The organism is Brevibacillus centrosporus (assembly GCF_046622605.1).
In the GTDB taxonomy this organism is placed as follows: domain Bacteria; phylum Bacillota; class Bacilli; order Brevibacillales; family Brevibacillaceae; genus Brevibacillus; species Brevibacillus centrosporus.
On the sequence record NZ_CP176856.1, the window covers coordinates 5,184,112 to 5,202,340 of the forward strand.

Sequence of the window (18,229 nt, forward strand, 5' to 3'; positions counted from 1 at the left end):
CCTTTGCTGTCGATATGTCCAGTGGCTACTGATTACCCCTACGCTTTGGCTTGCGTGTCGGTTTGTTTTGGGCACGGACTATATTGTTCTGCGAAATGAGATGGGGACGTGTCCGTAATGCCCAATGCGGCAATCGCAGCAGCGTATCCTTTTGATCTTGAATGTTTAGCGGTGCCAATGGACTCATGTAAGGGACCCCAAAGGATCGCAGGCTGCACAAATGCAAAACCAAGAGCAGTAATCCGACGATTACGCCAAAAATACCGAAGGACGCCGCCAGAGCCATCAACGGAAAACGCAGCATCCGCACGGCGATGGACATATTGAAAGCTGGCAAGACAAAGCTGGCAATCGCCGTAATCGAAACTACGATGACCATGGCAGCAGACACGATTCCCGCATCTACAGCGGCCGTCCCGATCACCAGGGTTCCTACAATGGACACGGCCTGCCCAATAGCTTTTGGCATCCGCACGCCTGCCTCCCGCAAAATTTCGAAGGTCACTTCCATCAGCAGCGCTTCGAAAAACGCAGGAAAGGGAACACCTTCGCGCTGTGCCGCCAAGCTGATTAATAGCTGCGTGGGCAGCATCTCCTGATGAAAGGTCGTAATCGCGATGTATAACGACGGGCCCAATAGCGCGATAAAAAAGCTGACATACCGCAGCCCACGAAGCAGCGTGCTAATGTCTGCCCGCTGGTAGTAATCCTCTGCAGCCTGAAAAAAACCGACGAACAGAGCTGGTGCTACCAGCACAAAAGGCGTGCCGTCCACCAGGATTATCACTCTGCCTTCAACCAGCTCCGCAGTCGCCACGTCGGGACGCTCCGTATTGTTCATAGTCGGAAAGGGTGTAAAGGTTTCGTCCTGGATCAACTCTTCAATATAACCGGTCTCTAGGATACTATCGATACAGATTCGGTCAAGCCGCCTTCGTACTTCTTCAACGACCTTGTCATTGGCGATTCCTTTGATATAGGCGATTGCCACATCCGTATGCGTCACATTCCCAATGCGGCGAATTTCAATCCACAGGCGCGGGTCCTTGATTCTGCGTCGGATTAACGACGTATTTGTCCGCAAATTCTCGGTAAAGCCTTCTCGTGGACCGCGAATCACCGTCTCTCCGGAGGGCTCTGTCACACTTCGTTCTTCCCAGCCTATCATCCCAACTGCAAAGCCTTCGTCATAACCATCTAGCAAAAAAACACAGTAGCCGGATAAAAGAAACGTAAACAGAGAGTTGACATCGCATACCTCCTGGATGTCCCCCACGGTCATAACGGACTCTTTCAGAAAGTGCAAAACACCATCCGACCTGTCGAGCTCCCAGGAGAGCATCGTTTTAGGCAGATCGATCATCAATGTTTCCAAAAGAAAGTTTTGGATAGAGGCGGTGTCTACCATTCCATCGATATAAAAAAGAGCTGCATGAAAGCTCCGCTCGCTCCCAAACTGAAATTGGCGAATGACCAGATCATCACTATCTCCCAGCATGCTTTGGACGATGGAGATGTTCTCATCGAGACTGCCATTGATTTTGGTTTGCTCCATACGGGTATCCTCTCGCTCGCTGCCAAATCATGACAACCAGTTTTTCCTATTGCGTCTGCTTATAAACGGATAGTCGCAGGGGAAGCACAAAAAGACCCATGCCGCATTTTAGGCGACACAGGTCTTTTCGTATCGTATAGGCGATCTTGCTTTATGGCGTGGCAGGAACACTTGCATCTGCTGCATTTTCTACAAAGCTAGGATCATACCATTCTACTTTGTGGGTTTTTTCGATCGTTTCCATCCATTTGCTGTAGTTTTCACTGCGATTGTTCTCAGACAGCATCGATTTGATCTGATCGTGGACTTTATCCAATGCAGGAGCAGGCGAGCCCATTTGCGCTTTGTTCGCTTCATAGTACTGCTGGATTTGCTCGTCCGTTACAGGAAACGCCTTGTCCAACAATTTGTCGCGAGTTAGCAGCACTTCCATTTTACTGCGCAAGGTCTTCTCATCCATCCCCATCCCGCTCAGGTACTCCTGGAAGGCTTGGTCGGATCCGATCTGCTGTTTCATCGCATTTACTTCTTTATCTATATCTTCCTTTGAAACGGATATATTTTGCTGTTTCGCTTCCTGCTTGATCAGAGATTGGGCAACAAGCTCATTTGCCATCTGTTTTCCGTACAGATTTTTCATTTCATCATACAATTGATATTGCGTGATCTCCGTATCCCCCGCTTTGACGACAGCTGGGTCGAGATCCTTTTGACCTGCCTGATAAACACCCAATACGACAAGTCCTGCCAACAGGATAGACGCCGAAAGAATGGAAACATCAAACTTCTTCACGTAGAAATCCTCTCTTTCTTTTACTTATCCTCCAGTATAGACAGGAGTTGCGGTAGAAAAATGGAACGTGTTTACACAGGTTTTCCACATTTCATCTATTTTAAACGCGAAACCTCCGCCCTCACATGAACCAACGCGTAAAAAAAGAGGTAAGAACGGAGGCGATCACGGGGCCCAGGACTGCCCATATTTGCAGAAAACGCTCTTGCTTTCTTCCTTTATCTCCTTCGATGATCTGTGCTAGATTGTCTTTGTCCGTCTTCTCGTTGTTCAACAGCTGCATGATGATATCTTTCTCTTTATCTGTTATCCCTGATTTCATTGCTATTTCCGTTTGCAATTTCGTTAATGCCTGCACGAGCTCTGCGCGCACTTCCTCCATCCGTTCCAAGCGGTGTTCTATACGTTCCAGCCATTTCGTGGCAACTGTTACTTTTCCTTCAAGCTTGTCAATTCGTTCCTCGAATTTATCCAGGCGTTGATAGATCCGTTGCAAATGCTGTAAATCGAATTCCTTCTGGGAATCTTTTTCTCCTGGCGTCATGGGTCCACCTCCTCCGTCCTTTGTAATATCTTGTATATGAGGACCAGAAACGGATTGCTTGTACTCCTACCCGATTTTTTGTCCGACAGCAAAAAAAGGCAGAGCAGGGCTGTTTCACAAAATGGGACAAATCCCTGCGTCATCTGCTTATACCTTGTCTCACTCTCACGCATATAGTAGCGATAGCAAATGAAAAAGTCGGTTCCTTTCATTTGACTACTTCAAGCGAAAGACAGTGAGGAAGGGATACAAGTGGCAAAAAAGAAAAAAGAGGAATCGCTCGTAGGTCGTTTCGTAGCCGTAAGTCGCGGAGAAGCCGATTCCAGAACCGGAATCTTGCTTGCAGACCAAAAAGACCACCTGGTTCTGTATAACGGTCGCGATGGGATCGTTTACTACACGAAGAACGGAATCCAAGGTTTTACTCCATACGATGAGGAAGAATCTGCGGACAACTCTCCAAGCACGGATGGCACCGACGAGGAAGTCCATTATTTCGATGGCAAAAACTTCTCGTCCATACTCGCGAGCTTGCTGTGGTCCCCCGTCCGATTCAATCGTGGTAACGAAGATCAGGTCGACGGCATATTGGCAGGAGTAGGCGAAAAAGAAGCTGTTTTGGTCAACGGGAATGAAGTGCGCAGACTTCCTCTCTCCGCCATTCGTGACATCGGTGACATCGTGGATGAACAACAGGGCGAAGAAGAAGTAGAGAATCAGGAAGAGGAGGGTGACGAAGCAAACGATAATCCCGCCTCCCAGAGAAACTGGAGAAAGCGGCATCGCAACAATCGTCACTCCAGGAGGTAAAGAAAAAAGGGGCGCTGCCATCCAACTGGCAATGCCCCTTTTGTTATCCCATCCCGCTCAAGTACCCAACACCCGAAATTGCGAGAGGACGAGATCGTAGTACACACCACGTCTGTCCATCAAGCTGGTGTGATTGCCCTGCTCGATGATCGTTCCGTGGTCGAGCACGACGATCGTATCCACCTCCCGGATGGTGGAAAGCCGGTGAGCGATGACGATCGCTGTCCGGCCCTTGAGCAACCGCTTCAGTGCCTGCTGCACCTTTACTTCCGTCTCTGTATCAATACTTGCGGTTGCTTCGTCGAGAATCAGTATCTTCGGATTGGCGAGCAGGGCCCGAGCGAAGGATAGCAGCTGCCGCTCTCCCTGCGAGAGCACATTCCCTCTCTCTTCAACCTCTGTGTGGTAGCCATTGGGCAGCCGACTAATAAAAAAGTCGGCGCCGATCGCACAAGCTGCCTGGATGACTTCCTCATCCGTCGCGTCCGGCCTTCCAAAGCGGATATTGTCCATGATTGACCCTGAAAAAATGAAGGTATCCTGCAAAACGATGCTGACTTGCGAACGAAGAGTCTCCAATCGGACTTGCGTAAGGTCAACTCCGTCTATTTTCACTCTGCCGCCTGTAGGATCGTAAAATCGACAAATCAAATTGACGATGGACGTCTTGCCTGATCCCGTATGCCCCACGAGTGCGATCGTTTCGCCTGCCTTGATCTTTAAATCAATGTGGTGCAGAACATCTCGCTGCCCGTCGTAGGAAAACTGGACATCCTCCAAAACAATGCTTCCCTGAATATCGGTCAGCTCCACTGCCTCCTGCTGTTCGGGCACAGAAGGCTTCTCATCGAGAAATTCAAAGATTCGCTCTGACGACGCCATCGCCATCAAAAGTTGGTTGTACACCTGCCCCAAGCGGGAAATCGGCTCCCAGAAGTTGCCCAAATAATAAGCGAAGGCAACGAACACGCCAATCGAGATCGTATCCGCCTGAATGAGCGTGGCTCCAAGCCAAATCAAGATCGCTGTACCGATGGCACCTGCCATATCCACGATGGGACGAAAGGTTGCACTTCGCTGTGTGGCTGTCCGCCAGGCTTCAAAGTTGTCCATGTTCATCCGCTCGAAAAAAGCCAGATTCTCCTGCTCCTGGGTAAAGGACTGCGTGACGCGGATGCCCTGAATGCTCTCATTCAAATGGGAGTTGATCTTGGATTGCTTGAGACGCACGGTCTGCCATGCCAAGCGAATCTTCTTGCGCAGCTGAATGGAGATGAGGAACATGAGCGGCAAAACAATCATGATCCCAAAGGTCAGCGTTGGGCTCAGCACGAACAGCATGACGAGAATGCCGATCAGCATCACGATATCAATGAAGATATTGACGACGCCATTCGTAAACAAATCCTGAAGCGAATTGATGTCGTTGGTGATGCGGACCAGAATGGAGCCTGCCGAGCGCTTGTCAAAAAAGCGATGGGACAGTCTTTGGATATGGGTAAACAGCTCTTGGCGCAAGTCGTAGATGACGGAATGCCCCAATTGATTCGTCCAGCGAATCCGCAGGGCACTCTCCATCCATCCCAATACATACAGTCCCATGATCATGCCCGCTACCTCGAACAGATCCATCAGATTCTTTTTCTGGATCGCCTCATCGATCGCGATACTGATCAGAAACGGTACCCCTAGCCGAACCAAGGTCACTACCGCCAGAGAAAGGATGGCAAAAGGAAGCCATTTGCCCAGATACGGCTTCATGTAGCCCATCAATCTGGTCATTTGTGTCCAGTTGTACGGCTTGTCGATCACGTTCTCGACGGAGTATTGAAAGCGATCGTGTTTTTGCCTGCTTTTCATATCCGGCTCCCCTCCACCTGCTGCGCCTCTTGATCCCGATCCTGGAACTGTATGTCGTAAATGCGTCGATAAGCTCCTGCAGGGAAAGCTATCAGCTGTTCATGAGTCCCCCGCTCGATCACCCGTCCAAGCTCCATCACGAGAATCTCATCTGCGTGCTTCAATGACGAGATTCGATGAGCGATGATAAAGGTCGTTCTGCCTACCATTACCTCTCGCAGTGACTGCTGGATCCGGTATTCCGTCTCCATGTCCACGGCAGAAGTCGCATCGTCGAGAATCAGGATGCTCGGCTTGACCAAAAAAGCCCGGGCAATGGCGATTCGCTGTTTTTGCCCACCGGACAAGCCCAGCCCCCGCTCACCTAGAAGCGTGTCATAGCCATCTGGAAGCTCCCTGATAAAATCGTGTGCCTGCGCGTAAGCAGCTGCCTGGATGACCTCCTCCCTGCTCGCATCTGGCCGTCCGTAGGCGATGTTGTCGTAAATGGAACAGGAAAAAAGAAACGATTCCTGAAAGACGACTCCCATATTCCGCCTCAAATGCTGGGGTGAATAGCTCTCGCTGCTTTTTCCATCGATGAGGATGGTTCCCGCTGTCGGTTCGTAAAAACGGGAAATCAGCTGAGTCACACTCGTTTTTCCCGATCCGGTCGCGCCGATCAACCCGATGATTTTTCCCGGCGGCGCTTGAAAGCTGATCGACTGCAGTGCATGCTCATTGGCTTCGTTGTAGGCGAGGCCGACATCGATGAACTGCACATGCCCCTTTATTGGAAGCTCCTCTTCATGGCTTGCGGCTGCTGGCACATGGCGACGATCATCTTCCTCGTCTAGAACCTGCAGCAAGCGCTCCCCTGCCGCTTTCGACTGTGAATACGAGTTGAGAATAAAGCCAAGCTGCATCAACGGGCCGATAATGAACCAGACCAGACTGAAGAAAGCGACCAGTTCACCTAGCTTCATTTGATCGTGAATGACCAGCCACCCGCCAAACACCAGCAAAGCCACCACACATAGATTGCCGAACAGCTCCATCAATGGAAAAAAGGTCCCCCAGATCCGGGCCGTCGAGATGTGATTTTCCTTATAATTCAGATTTTTGTCCGTAAACCTATTGATCTCGAAGTTTTCGCGTGATAGTGCCTTTACCGTATTCATCCCGCTGATATTTTCCTGGACCTTTGTCGTCAGGGAGGCAAAAGCTTCCCGGATATGCTTGAAGGCGACATGAACCCGTTTGTCAAAGCGATAGGCAGTAAACCCGACAAACGGCATAGCGCACAGCGTAACCACCGCCAAGGACGGATGCAGATACAGCATGATGGCAAAGCCAAAGCCCGTGAGCAGTAAGAAGTTCAGGAACTGGGCTGAGCCAAACGACAAAAAGAACCGGAAGACCTCTACATCCCCCGCCAGCCGAGACATCAGATCTCCTGTTTTTGCATTGTCGTAGTAGCGAAAAGGGAGGTATTGCAGCTTCCGATACAATTCGTTGCGCAGCTCATACACGGTCGATACACCGAACAAGTCACCGAAATATTGATGGTAGTACACCGCGACCCCTTTGATTCCCATCAGCAAAACGAAGCCGATCGCCAGATAAGGTACGAGTGCGTACTGCCTACGGGTAAAGACCTCGTCGATCGTGTACTTCAAAATAAGCGGGTAGATCACGGTGACGGCCGTCACGATAAACAACGACAGAATCGAAATACAGAAATAGCGCTTATAGGGCCAAAAGTACAACTTCAATCGTTTAAAGGTTTCCAAGACCAGCTACCTCCTGCTGAGTGGAGTGTTGTCAAATGAAGCTCCGACACATATCATATGGCTCCATTACGCGAGTCAGACCACAGAACGAGTCAGACCTGAGACGGAGGCAAAATCATGCCTCAGTACGTTTGGGTCTTCCCGCTTCCTCTTTATGATAGAACGTGAACTTATAATCAGGAGGAAATACGCATGCCGGATTTTCAAGCACTTGCCGGGTTCGATCAAGGCCTTTATTTGATTCTTTTGCTCTTGACGCTGCTCCCGGCGCTTCGGATCGGCAGCCTCGTCTTTCGACCTGCGGGGTATGCAACGGCGAAGAGTGCCCGCTGGAACCTGCTTTGGATCGGTGCAGCGCTGCTTGTAGCACTCGCTCAATGGGGAACGACCTGCATGCTTTATGAATCATTTGGATGGATGTACATAAAAGACAAGCTGCTCGGTTTTCTCCCCCTCATTTTCTTGCCAGCGGTCGTGACAGCCTTTGTCACGGTACCACGTCTCTGGCGGCTGGCGACGCACGGACAGATTGTCACTCCCTTTGCCATCACATCGGACAATACTAGGACCAGCGGGGAAATGGAGAAGATCAGGCGGCATAAAGCAACAGCACCCGAGATGATCGTACCTGTTTACACGTTTGCCCTTGGCGCCATCCTCGCCGCTATTCTGCAATTTTTCATTCCCGCAGTCACACTGCAATGGGACCTGCTTTTGATTTTCTGGGGGTGCCTGATCGCTGGCTCCTCCGCTTTTTGGATTTGGCAATCGTGGCAGCAGCAGCGCTTTGGACACTCTGGAACGCTTACTCGATCGGGTTTCGTCATTCGATTCCTCCGCGGCGTATTCGTTCTCCTGCTGCTGTCCGGCGGTTCGCTTACCTGGTTCAGTCAGGCGATGCATGCGAGCAGGCTGCCCGATCAAATGAGCATGGCCCTCGTTCATGGCCAGCACTCTCCTGCCTTTTCTGGCCCATCCGTCTCTGTGACGGAGCTGACGGGTCCTCGAACGGGGGTACCTGATCGCCAGTTTACGTTGACCGCCCAAAAAACGATGCGCAAGCTTCCCTCTGGAAAAACCATCGAGGCATGGACCTACAATGGCCAATATCCCGGACCCGAGCTGCGCATGAAGCAAGGTGAATTGGTCGAAGTCGTGCTGAAGAACAAGGACATCGATGCAGGTGTCACCCTCCACTGGCACGGTTTGAATGTGCCGAATGCAGAAGATGGAGTCGCAGGTGCCACTCAGGACGCCGTGCTTCCCGGCGAAACGCATGTGTACCGCTTTGTCGCAGAGCAAACCGGAACGTACTGGTACCATTCCCACCAGCAATCCGCCGTTCAAGTAAAAAAGGGATTGCTGGGCGCACTGATCATCGAGCCTGCCACAACGCCAAATCCAGCCCCCTCACCCCAGCTTGATCTTGCACTCGTCCATCACAAGCTTGGATCTGGAGAAAGAATTACACTGAGCGGCATAACGGGAAGCACGACAAAGACAGCTGCTCCGGGAACCTCTGTCCGCCTGCGGCTCATTAATGCGGACAGCTTTCCAGCTACCTTCCGACTGCAGGGAGCATCGTTTCAGGTTGCAGCCATTGACGGAAATGACGTGCATGAGCCGAATCTGATCGCAAATCAGCAGCTGCTTCTCGCAGCAGGCGGGAGATATGACGTCATTTTCACGATGCCGGATCATCCTGTTTTTCTTTCTCCATCGAAAACAGATAATGACAACGGCCTCTTACTCAGCCCACATGGCTCGGGAGAAGCACCTGCTCCTCTCCCCGGCCTGCCTTATTTTGACCCTGCCAGCTATGGGCGTCCTCTGCCGCTGCCTTTCACGCTTCAAACCACATACGATCGGGACTTTCAGCTCGTTTTTGACGTTCAGTTCGGTTTTTATAACGGGCGTCTGGATGGGCTTTGGACGATAAATGGCCGTGTCTTTCCGAATACGCCCATGCTGCATGTGAAAGAAGGCGATCTCGTCAAAATGACTTTCGTAAACCGCAGCTTCATGGACCACCCGATGCATCTGCACGGCCATCACATGCTCGTGCTCAGTCAAAATGGCAAACCAACTACTGGCAGCCCCTGGTGGACCGATACGTTGAATGTGGCTCCAGGAGAGACCTACATCGTCGCTTTTCGCGCCGATAATCCTGGTCTGTGGATGGATCATTGCCACAATCTCAGCCATGCTGCTCTGGGAATGAGTATGCATCTGGTGTACGAGGGCATCTCCTCTCCTTTCCTCATCGGTAGCCAGACACGCAACCAGCCGGAATAATGGATTGTCCTAGATCAAAAGAAAGCCTATTGGAGTAAAAAAACAGCCTGAATGCATATGTGCATGGGCTGCTTTTCTTATGATGAGTGGGCTTATCTGTTTTTTCGCTTTTACCGGCTTCTCTTTTGCTGCCTCCTGCTGTCTGGTACCCGTTCCAATCTGCGAAGCTTCTGCTTTCGGACGAGCAAGACTGCCCTGAGTGAAGTTCGCTGTGGCATCCAGATTCCCTGCTCGCTTTTGCTCCTCTTTTTGATGCGGACCGGAACGCCGCTATCCCAGCCCAGTGATGGCAACTCTTCCTTAACTCGCAAAACCATATAAACGGGCATGTAATGTCATACCTGTATAGACGGATTGTTGCGTGAAAAAGCTACACTTGCCTAAAAAAAGCCTCCGCATTCGCCTGTCTGCCGTGCGGAGGCTTTTTGGTCTCATGCCCACCTATCCTTCGTACCCTAGACGGGTGGTTCTTACTGGATCAAGCATGTCTGCGATCGCTTTGTGTACGTTCGGCGGATACTCCGCGAGCCGGTGGCATAAATAGAGATACCACTCCTTTCCATAAGGAAGGTACAGCCGCACCGGTACGCCCGCTTTTCGCATGCTCAGTGCCAGCTCTGGCCGCACGCCATACAGCAGCTCCAGCTCCACCTGAGGCAGCTTCAGATACTCTCTCTTCTGAAGCTCATCGATAATCTCCTGATCGTGAGTAGCGATTGCACAGTCATGACCAGCCTCCACACACAGCTTGGCAAGCTGCAAATAATGCTCGTTCAGCTCAGCCGATCGCCCGAATGCCAGGTTCTGAGGCTCCTTGAAAGCGCCCTTCACCAGACGGATTTTCCCCGGAAGTACCAGCGCGCGCTTGAGATCCTCCACGGAGCGATGCAGATGTGCCTGTATCGTAATCCCAATATTCGCGTGGCGCTGTGCCAACTGTTCATAGGTGGAGAGAATCGCTTCCGTTTTCGTCGATTCTTCCATGCTGATCATCAAGTACTGGTGATTCCTCTTCGCTGCTGCTGCCATCTCCTCTACATGGAAGCAAGCCAGCTCTTTACTTACCAACAGCCCCACGTGCGACAAATCAAAGGATATGCCAGTCGGTTTCCGAAGTATGGCCGCCTCCTCGATTACAGTCAAAAACTCACCTTTTGCCTGCTCGCATGCAGCTGCATTACTCGTGTTTTCCCCGATGTATTCCACCGATAGCCGGTAACCCTTTTCTTCCAGGCCTTTAGCAATCCCTAGTGCATCCGCCCGATACTCTCCAGTCACATAACGCTTTGCTGCCGCAAGCAGCAGCGGGTAAAGCATACGGGATCGCAGTACCGTTTCCTTGATTTCTTCGTCCCTGGCTATCGTTCGCAGCACCTCTGCCGTTATTTGCTCGTCTCTCGTCATCCAGCTCTCTTCCCCTCAAGCGAATTGAACTTCTCTCTATCAACCTACCATGGTAAGCTGAAGACGATTAGATCCAGTTTGCTGTGATTTTCATAGGTCCAGTTTGCAAGGAGGTCTCTCTCGTCTTGACGTGGATAACGATTGATCGGGACAAGCCGATACCTTTGACCCGACAGCTGTATACAGAATTGCGCGGACAGATTCTTCGCGGGGACAGGAAGGCGCAAGACAAGCTACCGTCAACGCGTAAAATGGCAGAGGATCTGGGCATTTCCCGCAATGTTGTCATCGAAGCGTATGAGCAGCTCTTCGCGGAAGGCTATATGGAGAGCAGGAAAGGTTCCGGGTACTTCGTTTCTGCCGGAATCTATTTGGAGCAGCACGCACGCAAAGAAACCCCGCCTATTTCCTCGGGAGAAAACAAGGCAGAGTCCTTGTCGATCATCGACTTTCGCTCAGGCGTCCCTGATTTGACACATTTCCCCCGGCAGACTTGGGGAAAAATGGTCCAACGCGCATGCCAGGAGGCTCCCCTATCCGCCTATGGCTACGGACGTCCTGAAGGCCGCCTCGAGCTGCGACAGGTCGTCAGCCGTTACTTGTATCGAACGCGTGGCGTCCAGTGCAAGCCTGAGCAAATCATCGTCACGTCTGGTGCCACCCAAGCCCTCACGCTTATTGCCAAAGTCCTGCTCGGCCAAGGCAAGAGCGCCGTAATCGAGGACCCGATCACCCAAGACATTCAAACCATTTTCAAAGCGACAGGGGCGGTGCTTCGTCCTGTTTCCACAGATGAGTACGGACTCATGACAGAGCAGCTGCCATCCCGCGAAGAGTCAGCACCAAGCTTTGTTTTCCTCACACCTTCCCACCAGTTTCCACTCGGCGGGACATTGCCCATCCAACGCAGGCTGCAGCTGATCCGCTACGCTCGCCTGACTGATTGCTACATCGTAGAGGATGACTACGACAGCGAATTTCGCTACGACTCTGCCCCGATCGGTTCGCTCCAAGGACTCGCCGAGGAGCGTGTCATTTACATCGGATCCTTCAGCAAAATCCTTTCTCCCGGGCTCAGGCTTGGCTACCTCGTACTGCCACCGGACCTGGTCGAACGCTACCGGGACGCCAAATGGTACTCCGACCTGCATACACCTGCGCTCGATCAGCTGGCTCTAGCTATGTTTATCGAGGAAGGCCATCTGGAAAAGTACATCAGCCGGGTGAAAAAGTTGTACCGAAAGCGCAGGCAGGCACTGTGCAGGGCACTGGAACAAGCCTTCCTTGGAACGACGGATATGCGGATTCTAGGCGCATCTGCCGGCTTGCACATCGTTGCGGCCTTTGCCGATATTCCTTTTACTCCTGCGTTATTGGAAAAACTGCAAGTTGCCGGTGTCCGCGTCTATCCGGTGGAGGAGCACGCGATATGCCCTGGCAGACACGTAGACAAGATCATCTTGGGATATGGCAACTTATCGGAGGAAAAAATCGTGGAAGGTGTCAAACGCCTCTACTCTGTCCTGTCTGTGGCGGGTAGCCTATCTGGCGAAAACCTTTAGTTCGACAGCTCAAAATATTGACCGAATTCTTTGTCGCAGCCCTTTAATATGTATTCGTTCTTTCCCTTGCTTTTGCTCGCGATGGCGATTCCTTCACAGGTCGTCGTTTGGCGCCCTTTGTCCTTTCCGCCATATTTGTCCATCGAATCATCATAGGTAAAAACCACTTTCTTTCCGTCGTACACCAGCTCTTCGAAAGTCGGATCGCCTTCAATCGTGTAGCTCGTGATCCGCACCTGATCAGGCGTTTGTTGAGCGACATTTTTCATGAACTGCTCCCATCGCTCCCAGTTGGCTATTCGGCTATGCAAATTCACGACATCCCCATTTTCGATGGCCTTTTCCGCTCGATAGGGATCGGTTAATTCGGGAAACGCTGGCGTGCTCTCGCCGCCTGCCTGCTCCTTTTGCCCGCAGGCAGCGAGGAGACAGACCACTGTCAGCAGTAAGGATATTGTTTTCATTTGCATTTGCACTTGCTCTCCCCTTATCTCTTTTTCGTATATCGTTTATACGAGAAATTCGCCCATTTTGTTTCGAGCATTTTTATTGCTTCATCTGCGGTTCAAAATGCGCTCGTGCGTCTTCGTTACTTCGTCCTGATCAGAGGTTTTGTGCTCAATAAAACAGCAGCAGTCCAGGACATTTTTTTGTCCATGGCTGCTGCTGTCTTTTTTTGGGTCAGTCTATTACGTGCTTTCCTTCGATGAACGGGAATCACAGATTCCTATCTGCGACGCCGACAGCACTCCGGTGGACAATTCCTGCAATGATCTGGACACCGCCACCTGCGATTTCTTCCGTACCCATAACTTGATTCTGGTGGTGGAGTCCCATGCCTTTGCGATGGGGAATACGAGGAAGGGTAATACGCGGATTGGTTGTAAGACGAGGATTGGGATGACGACCAATTGGAACTTGGATAATACATGCTGTCGCCCTCTTTCTTGTTAAATTTGGATGACTCTATGTGTATATGCAGGAGAGCATTCACCCGAATAGACGAGTAACATCCCGGATCACAAAATGAGGAAGCTACCTAGGTCTAATTCCTTGCCTTTCAAAAAGATTTCTGGCTTGTTTCATTCCATTCAAACTCTACCTATTCCTGACAGCGGCTCTGCGTTATCCTAGAGAATAGCAGCACACGGAAAGGAAGATTATACGATGACATGTCATGAAGCAGCACCGCCGCCTGTTCGCTTTTTGGAGGGGAAGCGCGTCTATTTACGTCCCATCGGTTTGGAGGATACGGATTGGTATTTTCGTTCCTTGTACAATCACGAGGGACGCCGCCTGACAGGTACGCAAAAGCACTATACGCGAGAGCAAATCCAGCAGTACATCGAAAGCAAGGCACAGGATTCGTCCAGTGTGCTTCTGCTCATCGCAATGCGTGACGACGACCAAGTGATCGGGGATATCCAGATTGGCGCGATCGATACGTTTAACCGAAACGCGTTTATCCGCATTGCTATCGAGCAGCACGAGCATCAAGGAAAAGGCTTGGGGAGCGAAGCCATGCTGCTCATGCTGGATTACGGCTTTGGCATTCTCAATCTGCATCGGATCGAACTGAATGTCTTTGCGTACAACGAACGCGCGATCCATGCGTACGAGAAGATAGGCTTCCAGCGAGAAGGCATTCAGCGGCAAGCCCTCTACTACCAACACGCTTATCACGACTCGATCCTCATGTCGATGCTGGCACATGAGTACCGGGCGAAATATGTACTTGGCTGAAGCGACTACATCCAAAAAGCTGCCACGAAAATGGCCAAGTACAAAAACAGGCTGCCTCTCCGTCGCATGAATGACGAAAACAGGCAGCCTGGGTGGTTCTCGATACGCTATGTTTCTTTTACTCTTCATGCTCATACAGGGAAAAAAGGGAAGGTCCGTCAGGGGCGTTCCCTTTTGCCTCCAGTCTGTCCAGCCGCTTCTGAAAGGCAAGCCCCTCTGCCTTCGAGCGATTACGCAGCAGGCTCCCCCGCTTTTTCCACTGCTCATAGGCGAGTCTTGTGTAATGCAGAGCCTTCTCCCAGTCTCCCAGCTGATGCTCATACACCTTTGCCGCCTCGATGTAGACTTCTTCCGGGATAAACCCGTTCGACTGCATGCACGATTCCCAGATCTGCAGGGCACTCTGCCAATCCTTTTGTTTTTTGTACAGATGGCCGGCAGCCAGCTTCGCGCGGACACTCCAAGGGTGGCTGCTGTGCGCGACAGTCAAATACGCCTGCATAGCCGTTTCCCTGTCTCCCAGCGCTTCGTACCAGCGGGCAATTTCGTATCGCTCTTCCTGCGATACTTCTTCCCGTTGGTGCTCCAAGAGCAACGAGGAGACGTGGATGTACAGCGTCATTAGCGAAAGCACATCGATTTCGTTATGCCGCAGCACGCCTTCCACGACGTCCGGGTCCTTGGAATGAAGAAAGTCAAAATAGCGGACGGGCGCCAAATACCCCGGCAAATCGTCCTCTCGATAGACACCCAGCTTTTCCTGCTCGATGATCGCCAGACGGCAAGATTCCAGCTCGCCCCTCCACAATCTTCGCGCACCGTGAAGCAAATCCAAATGACCGAAGACAGGCAATGCTTGTACCTGATCCCGAATGAGCGTGTGCCGGGTACGCACCTGCGGCCAGTCGAACGATTTGCCATTAAAGGTAACCAGGTGGGACGACTGCTTCGCCTGCTCCAAAAAGGAATGGTACAGCGTCACTTCCGCGTGCGGTGCGGGCAAAAAGTGCTGTCGTACAACGACGTCCTCTCCCTCTATTCGGCTGTAGCCTAGCAGAAAAACGGTATTTCCCGCTCCCCCTGACAGCCCAGTCGTTTCCGTGTCAAAAAACAGCAGATCCTCCGCCCGCCGCCCCGCTGCAGACAACGGATGCTGCTTGCCGGACGCTTCCCAGGCTGCGATTGTCTCGTGCAGCTGAGCAAAGCTGTACCTTCCATGCTGTTGACGTAGTGGATAGCGGACTTCGCGGATCATGACATGCTCATCCTCCCAGAGGAAGGGAGCAGCTTGCATGCTTTTCCACCGTTCCGCATACGGAATCTCGGGTTCAGGAGCTGCATCGGAAAGCACGGATGCCTGCTGGGGCAGGGCTTCCTCCGAAGTCTGCTGTGATTCGACCGACTCGGCTCCGCTGACCGCTTCCGCTTCCTTTGACAGCTCTGGTTTCTCTTGCTCCGCTTCCTTGCTTTTGTCGCTCTCCAGAGAGAGATGCCCCTTCATCCGCTGCAGCTTGGATTTAAGAGACATACGCGCTACCTCCCTGGGCTACACGAAGCAGCGTCATCGCCAGCTCCTTGCTGCCATCGTCAGTGGCTCCTACGCAGGAGGGGCAACCAGATTCGCACGGACACGATACGATCATACGCTCCGCTTGTGCCAGAATCGTCTCCATTTCTTTGTACACTTGCTCGGAAAGCCCAATTCCACCGGGGTATCGGTCGTACAGAAAGATCGTCGGCTCCTGGGAATGCACGGCTTTGCGCTGCGGGATGACATGCAAATCCATCGGGTCGCACATGACGAACAGCGGTGCCACGTGCTGCAATACATGTGCCAAGCCGACCAGCCCCCGCTCCACGTCCTCTGTCCCGATCTCCTCCAAAAGCGTGTCGGAAAAGCCAATCCACGCGGCATTCGTGTGCAGCTCCTCCTCCGGCAGATGGATCGGTCCGGAACCGATGTTTTCATGCGTTTCAAACTTGATCTTCTTGAAGATCGTCGCCATCGCGTGGACGGATACTTCCCCGTAGGCAAAGGCGCGTTGTCCCTCCCGGCGGTATTGATCCTGCTCCAGGACCTTCAGCTGTACGGCCAGATTGGCATCTGTGTAGTAATCGACGGATACCTCCCGCACATACGCTTTCTTTTCCTCGTAATCGAGCTTTTCTACCTGGTACTGCGTCCCTTGATGCAAGTAGATCGCTTCCTCGTGGAGCAGCGTCATCGAGCTGAAACGGTCCATTTCCCCGATTACCCGTTCATTGCCGCGCTCGGTGATATCAATGATCACCACGTTTTCCTGGGAAGCCGACCGCAAACTGATGTTGTGTGCCGGGAACGAGTCATTCATCCAGAACCATTTGCCTTTGGAATGGTGCAGCACCTGCTCCTCGGTCAAAAACTCCAGAATTTCCACAATCTCTGCACTCCCGAACGTTTCGCCCTCACGAAACGGCAGCTCATAGGCCGCACATTTCAGGTGGTCGACGAGAATGATCAGATTGTCTGGATTGATCCGAGCGGTCTCAGGGCTGCGGTCAAAAAAGTACTCCGGGTGAGCGATAACGTACTGATCGAGCGGCGTAGAGCTGCCGACCATCACAACAACGGATTCCCCCTGCCTTCTGCCTGCCCGTCCCGCCTGCTGCCACGTGCTGGCGACCGAACCTGGGTAACCCGTAATGACGCATGCCTGCAGCTGGCCGATGTCTACCCCCAGCTCCAGTGCATTCGTGCTGACGACACCCATGATGTCCCCGTTGCGCAAGCCCCGCTCGATCTCCCGACGCTGACTGGGCAAATACCCGCCGCGATAGCCCTGGATGGTCTTCGGACCCAGTTTGCGTTTGATCAGCTCTTGCAAATACGTCAGCAAAATCTCTACGCGGACGCGGCTGCGGGCAAACAGGATCGTCTGAATGCCGTTGACCAGAAACTGCTCGGTAATGTCCCTGGCTTCGAGAGTGGCGCTGCGCCGGATATTCAGCTGCCGATTTACCACCGGCGGATTGTAGAACAGAAAATGCTTGATTCCTGCAGGCGCACCGTTGTTGTCCACCAGCTCCATTTTCTCTTCCGTCAGCTGCTCTGCCAGCTCTTTGGGATTGGCAATCGTCGCTGACGTGCAGATAAATTGGGGGTAGCTGCCGTAAAAGGCACAGATGCGCTTTAGCCTGCGAATGACGTTGGCGACGTGACTACCAAAAACGCCGCGGTATGTATGCAGCTCATCAATCACTACGTATTTGAGATGCTCAAAAAAGGATACCCACTTGGTGTGATGCGGCAGGATCGCGGAATGCAGCATATCCGGGTTGGTAATGACGATATTGCCTGCCTTGCGCACCATTTGGCGGATATTCGCCGGCGTGTCTCCATCGTACGTCTCCGATTTGATGGACAATCCCATCTCGGTGATCAGCTCGTGCAGCTCGCTCTTTTGATCCTGTGCCAATGCTTTGGTCGGAAACAGGTAAAGCGCTCGTGCCTGCGAATCCTCTGACAGCGTCTGCAGAATCGGCAGGTGGTAGCACATGCTTTTTCCTGAAGCCGTCGGAGTCACCGCTACGATGCTTTTTCCTTCGCGCACATGGCGAAAGGATGTTTCCTGGTGGGTATATAAGGAAGGAATCCCTCGCTTTTCGAGAGCTTCGCGGATTCGTGCGTCCAGCTGACTCGGAAACGAAACCGTTTTGGCGTCACGCGCAGGTATCGTTCTCCAGTGCGCGATATTCGCGAGGAATCGTTCATCCTGGCGGAAATGCTCCAAAATCTCAGCCATGCTTTTTTTCATTTTCATCGACGTCACCTTCTTTGATTCAATTTTACGAATGGATGTTCGCGATGTAAATGAATTTATTCTGGATAAATGATAGCTCGTTTTGTATAAT

Annotated in this window: 13 protein-coding genes; 4 read left to right on the top strand and 9 right to left on the bottom strand. The window is 52.0% G+C overall.

Features of this window, described 5'->3' with window-relative positions:
- Nucleotides 1–25: 25 nt before the first annotated feature.
- The 3 genes from ACLIN2_RS26095 to ACLIN2_RS26105 form a co-directional block, all read right to left on the bottom strand.
- Nucleotides 26–1,555 (bottom strand): spore germination protein, encoded by a 1,530-nt coding sequence (locus ACLIN2_RS26095; RefSeq protein WP_400584983.1) that lies wholly within the window; start codon nt 1,553–1,555, stop codon nt 26–28.
- Nucleotides 1,556–1,706: 151 nt separating this feature from the next.
- The gene (locus ACLIN2_RS26100) at nt 1,707–2,348 is read right to left on the bottom strand and encodes a SurA N-terminal domain-containing protein (RefSeq protein WP_092273739.1); all 642 of its coding nucleotides are present in this window, start codon (nt 2,346–2,348) and stop codon (nt 1,707–1,709) included.
- 121 nt (nt 2,349–2,469) lie between these two features.
- Complete coding sequence (locus ACLIN2_RS26105; RefSeq protein ID WP_170184371.1) at nt 2,470–2,892, bottom strand: hypothetical protein; 423 nt, start codon at nt 2,890–2,892, stop codon at nt 2,470–2,472.
- Nucleotides 2,893–3,144: 252 nt separating this feature from the next.
- On the opposite strand from ACLIN2_RS26105, the gene ACLIN2_RS26110 reads away from it, so the two are divergent.
- Nucleotides 3,145–3,702 carry a hypothetical protein gene (locus ACLIN2_RS26110; RefSeq protein WP_411502563.1) on the top strand — a complete coding sequence of 186 codons (558 nt, stop codon included), beginning with the start codon at nt 3,145–3,147 and terminating at the stop codon, nt 3,700–3,702.
- 57 nt (nt 3,703–3,759) lie between these two features.
- Here the strand turns inward: ACLIN2_RS26110 and ACLIN2_RS26115 are convergent, their stop codons facing one another.
- Both ACLIN2_RS26115 and ACLIN2_RS26120 read right to left on the bottom strand, forming a co-directional pair.
- The gene (locus tag ACLIN2_RS26115; protein WP_411502564.1) at nt 3,760–5,562 is read right to left on the bottom strand and encodes an ABC transporter ATP-binding protein; all 1,803 of its coding nucleotides are present in this window, start codon (nt 5,560–5,562) and stop codon (nt 3,760–3,762) included.
- Nucleotides 5,559–7,334: an ABC transporter ATP-binding protein gene (locus ACLIN2_RS26120; protein ID WP_411502565.1), complete on the bottom strand. Its 1,776-nt coding sequence runs from the start codon at nt 7,332–7,334 to the stop codon at nt 5,559–5,561. Before ACLIN2_RS26120 ends, ACLIN2_RS26115 begins: the two co-directional genes overlap by 4 nt.
- Nucleotides 7,335–7,526: 192 nt before the next feature.
- Between ACLIN2_RS26120 and ACLIN2_RS26125 the strand changes: the two genes are divergently transcribed.
- Nucleotides 7,527–9,629: a multicopper oxidase family protein gene (locus ACLIN2_RS26125; protein ID WP_411502566.1), complete on the top strand. Its 2,103-nt coding sequence runs from the start codon at nt 7,527–7,529 to the stop codon at nt 9,627–9,629.
- A 441-nt stretch (nt 9,630–10,070) separates the two neighbouring features.
- Here the strand turns inward: ACLIN2_RS26125 and ACLIN2_RS26130 are convergent, their stop codons facing one another.
- Complete coding sequence (locus ACLIN2_RS26130) at nt 10,071–11,033, bottom strand: proline dehydrogenase family protein (RefSeq protein ID WP_411502567.1); 963 nt, start codon at nt 11,031–11,033, stop codon at nt 10,071–10,073.
- Nucleotides 11,034–11,158: 125 nt separating this feature from the next.
- Between ACLIN2_RS26130 and ACLIN2_RS26135 the strand changes: the two genes are divergently transcribed.
- The gene (locus ACLIN2_RS26135; RefSeq protein WP_411502568.1) at nt 11,159–12,595 is read left to right on the top strand and encodes a PLP-dependent aminotransferase family protein; all 1,437 of its coding nucleotides are present in this window, start codon (nt 11,159–11,161) and stop codon (nt 12,593–12,595) included.
- On the opposite strand, the gene ACLIN2_RS26140 is transcribed toward ACLIN2_RS26135, so the two are convergent.
- Nucleotides 12,592–13,065: a DUF4362 domain-containing protein gene (locus ACLIN2_RS26140; protein WP_327932113.1), complete on the bottom strand. Its 474-nt coding sequence runs from the start codon at nt 13,063–13,065 to the stop codon at nt 12,592–12,594. The two genes, ACLIN2_RS26135 and ACLIN2_RS26140, sit on opposite strands and share 4 nt — an antisense overlap.
- Nucleotides 13,066–13,762: 697 nt before the next feature.
- Between ACLIN2_RS26140 and ACLIN2_RS26145 the strand changes: the two genes are divergently transcribed.
- Nucleotides 13,763–14,338 (top strand): GNAT family N-acetyltransferase, encoded by a 576-nt coding sequence (locus ACLIN2_RS26145; protein ID WP_310229877.1) that lies wholly within the window; start codon nt 13,763–13,765, stop codon nt 14,336–14,338.
- Nucleotides 14,339–14,456: 118 nt separating this feature from the next.
- On the opposite strand, the gene ACLIN2_RS26150 is transcribed toward ACLIN2_RS26145, so the two are convergent.
- Together ACLIN2_RS26150 and ACLIN2_RS26155 are read right to left on the bottom strand one after the other, a co-directional pair.
- On the bottom strand, nt 14,457–15,866 hold the full coding sequence (locus tag ACLIN2_RS26150; RefSeq protein ID WP_411502569.1) for a ribonuclease H-like domain-containing protein: 1,410 nt from the start codon (nt 15,864–15,866) through the stop codon (nt 14,457–14,459).
- Nucleotides 15,856–18,138 (bottom strand): DEAD/DEAH box helicase, encoded by a 2,283-nt coding sequence (locus tag ACLIN2_RS26155; RefSeq protein ID WP_092273768.1) that lies wholly within the window; start codon nt 18,136–18,138, stop codon nt 15,856–15,858. Before ACLIN2_RS26155 ends, ACLIN2_RS26150 begins: the two co-directional genes overlap by 11 nt.
- Between the last annotated feature and the right edge of the window lie 91 nt (nt 18,139–18,229).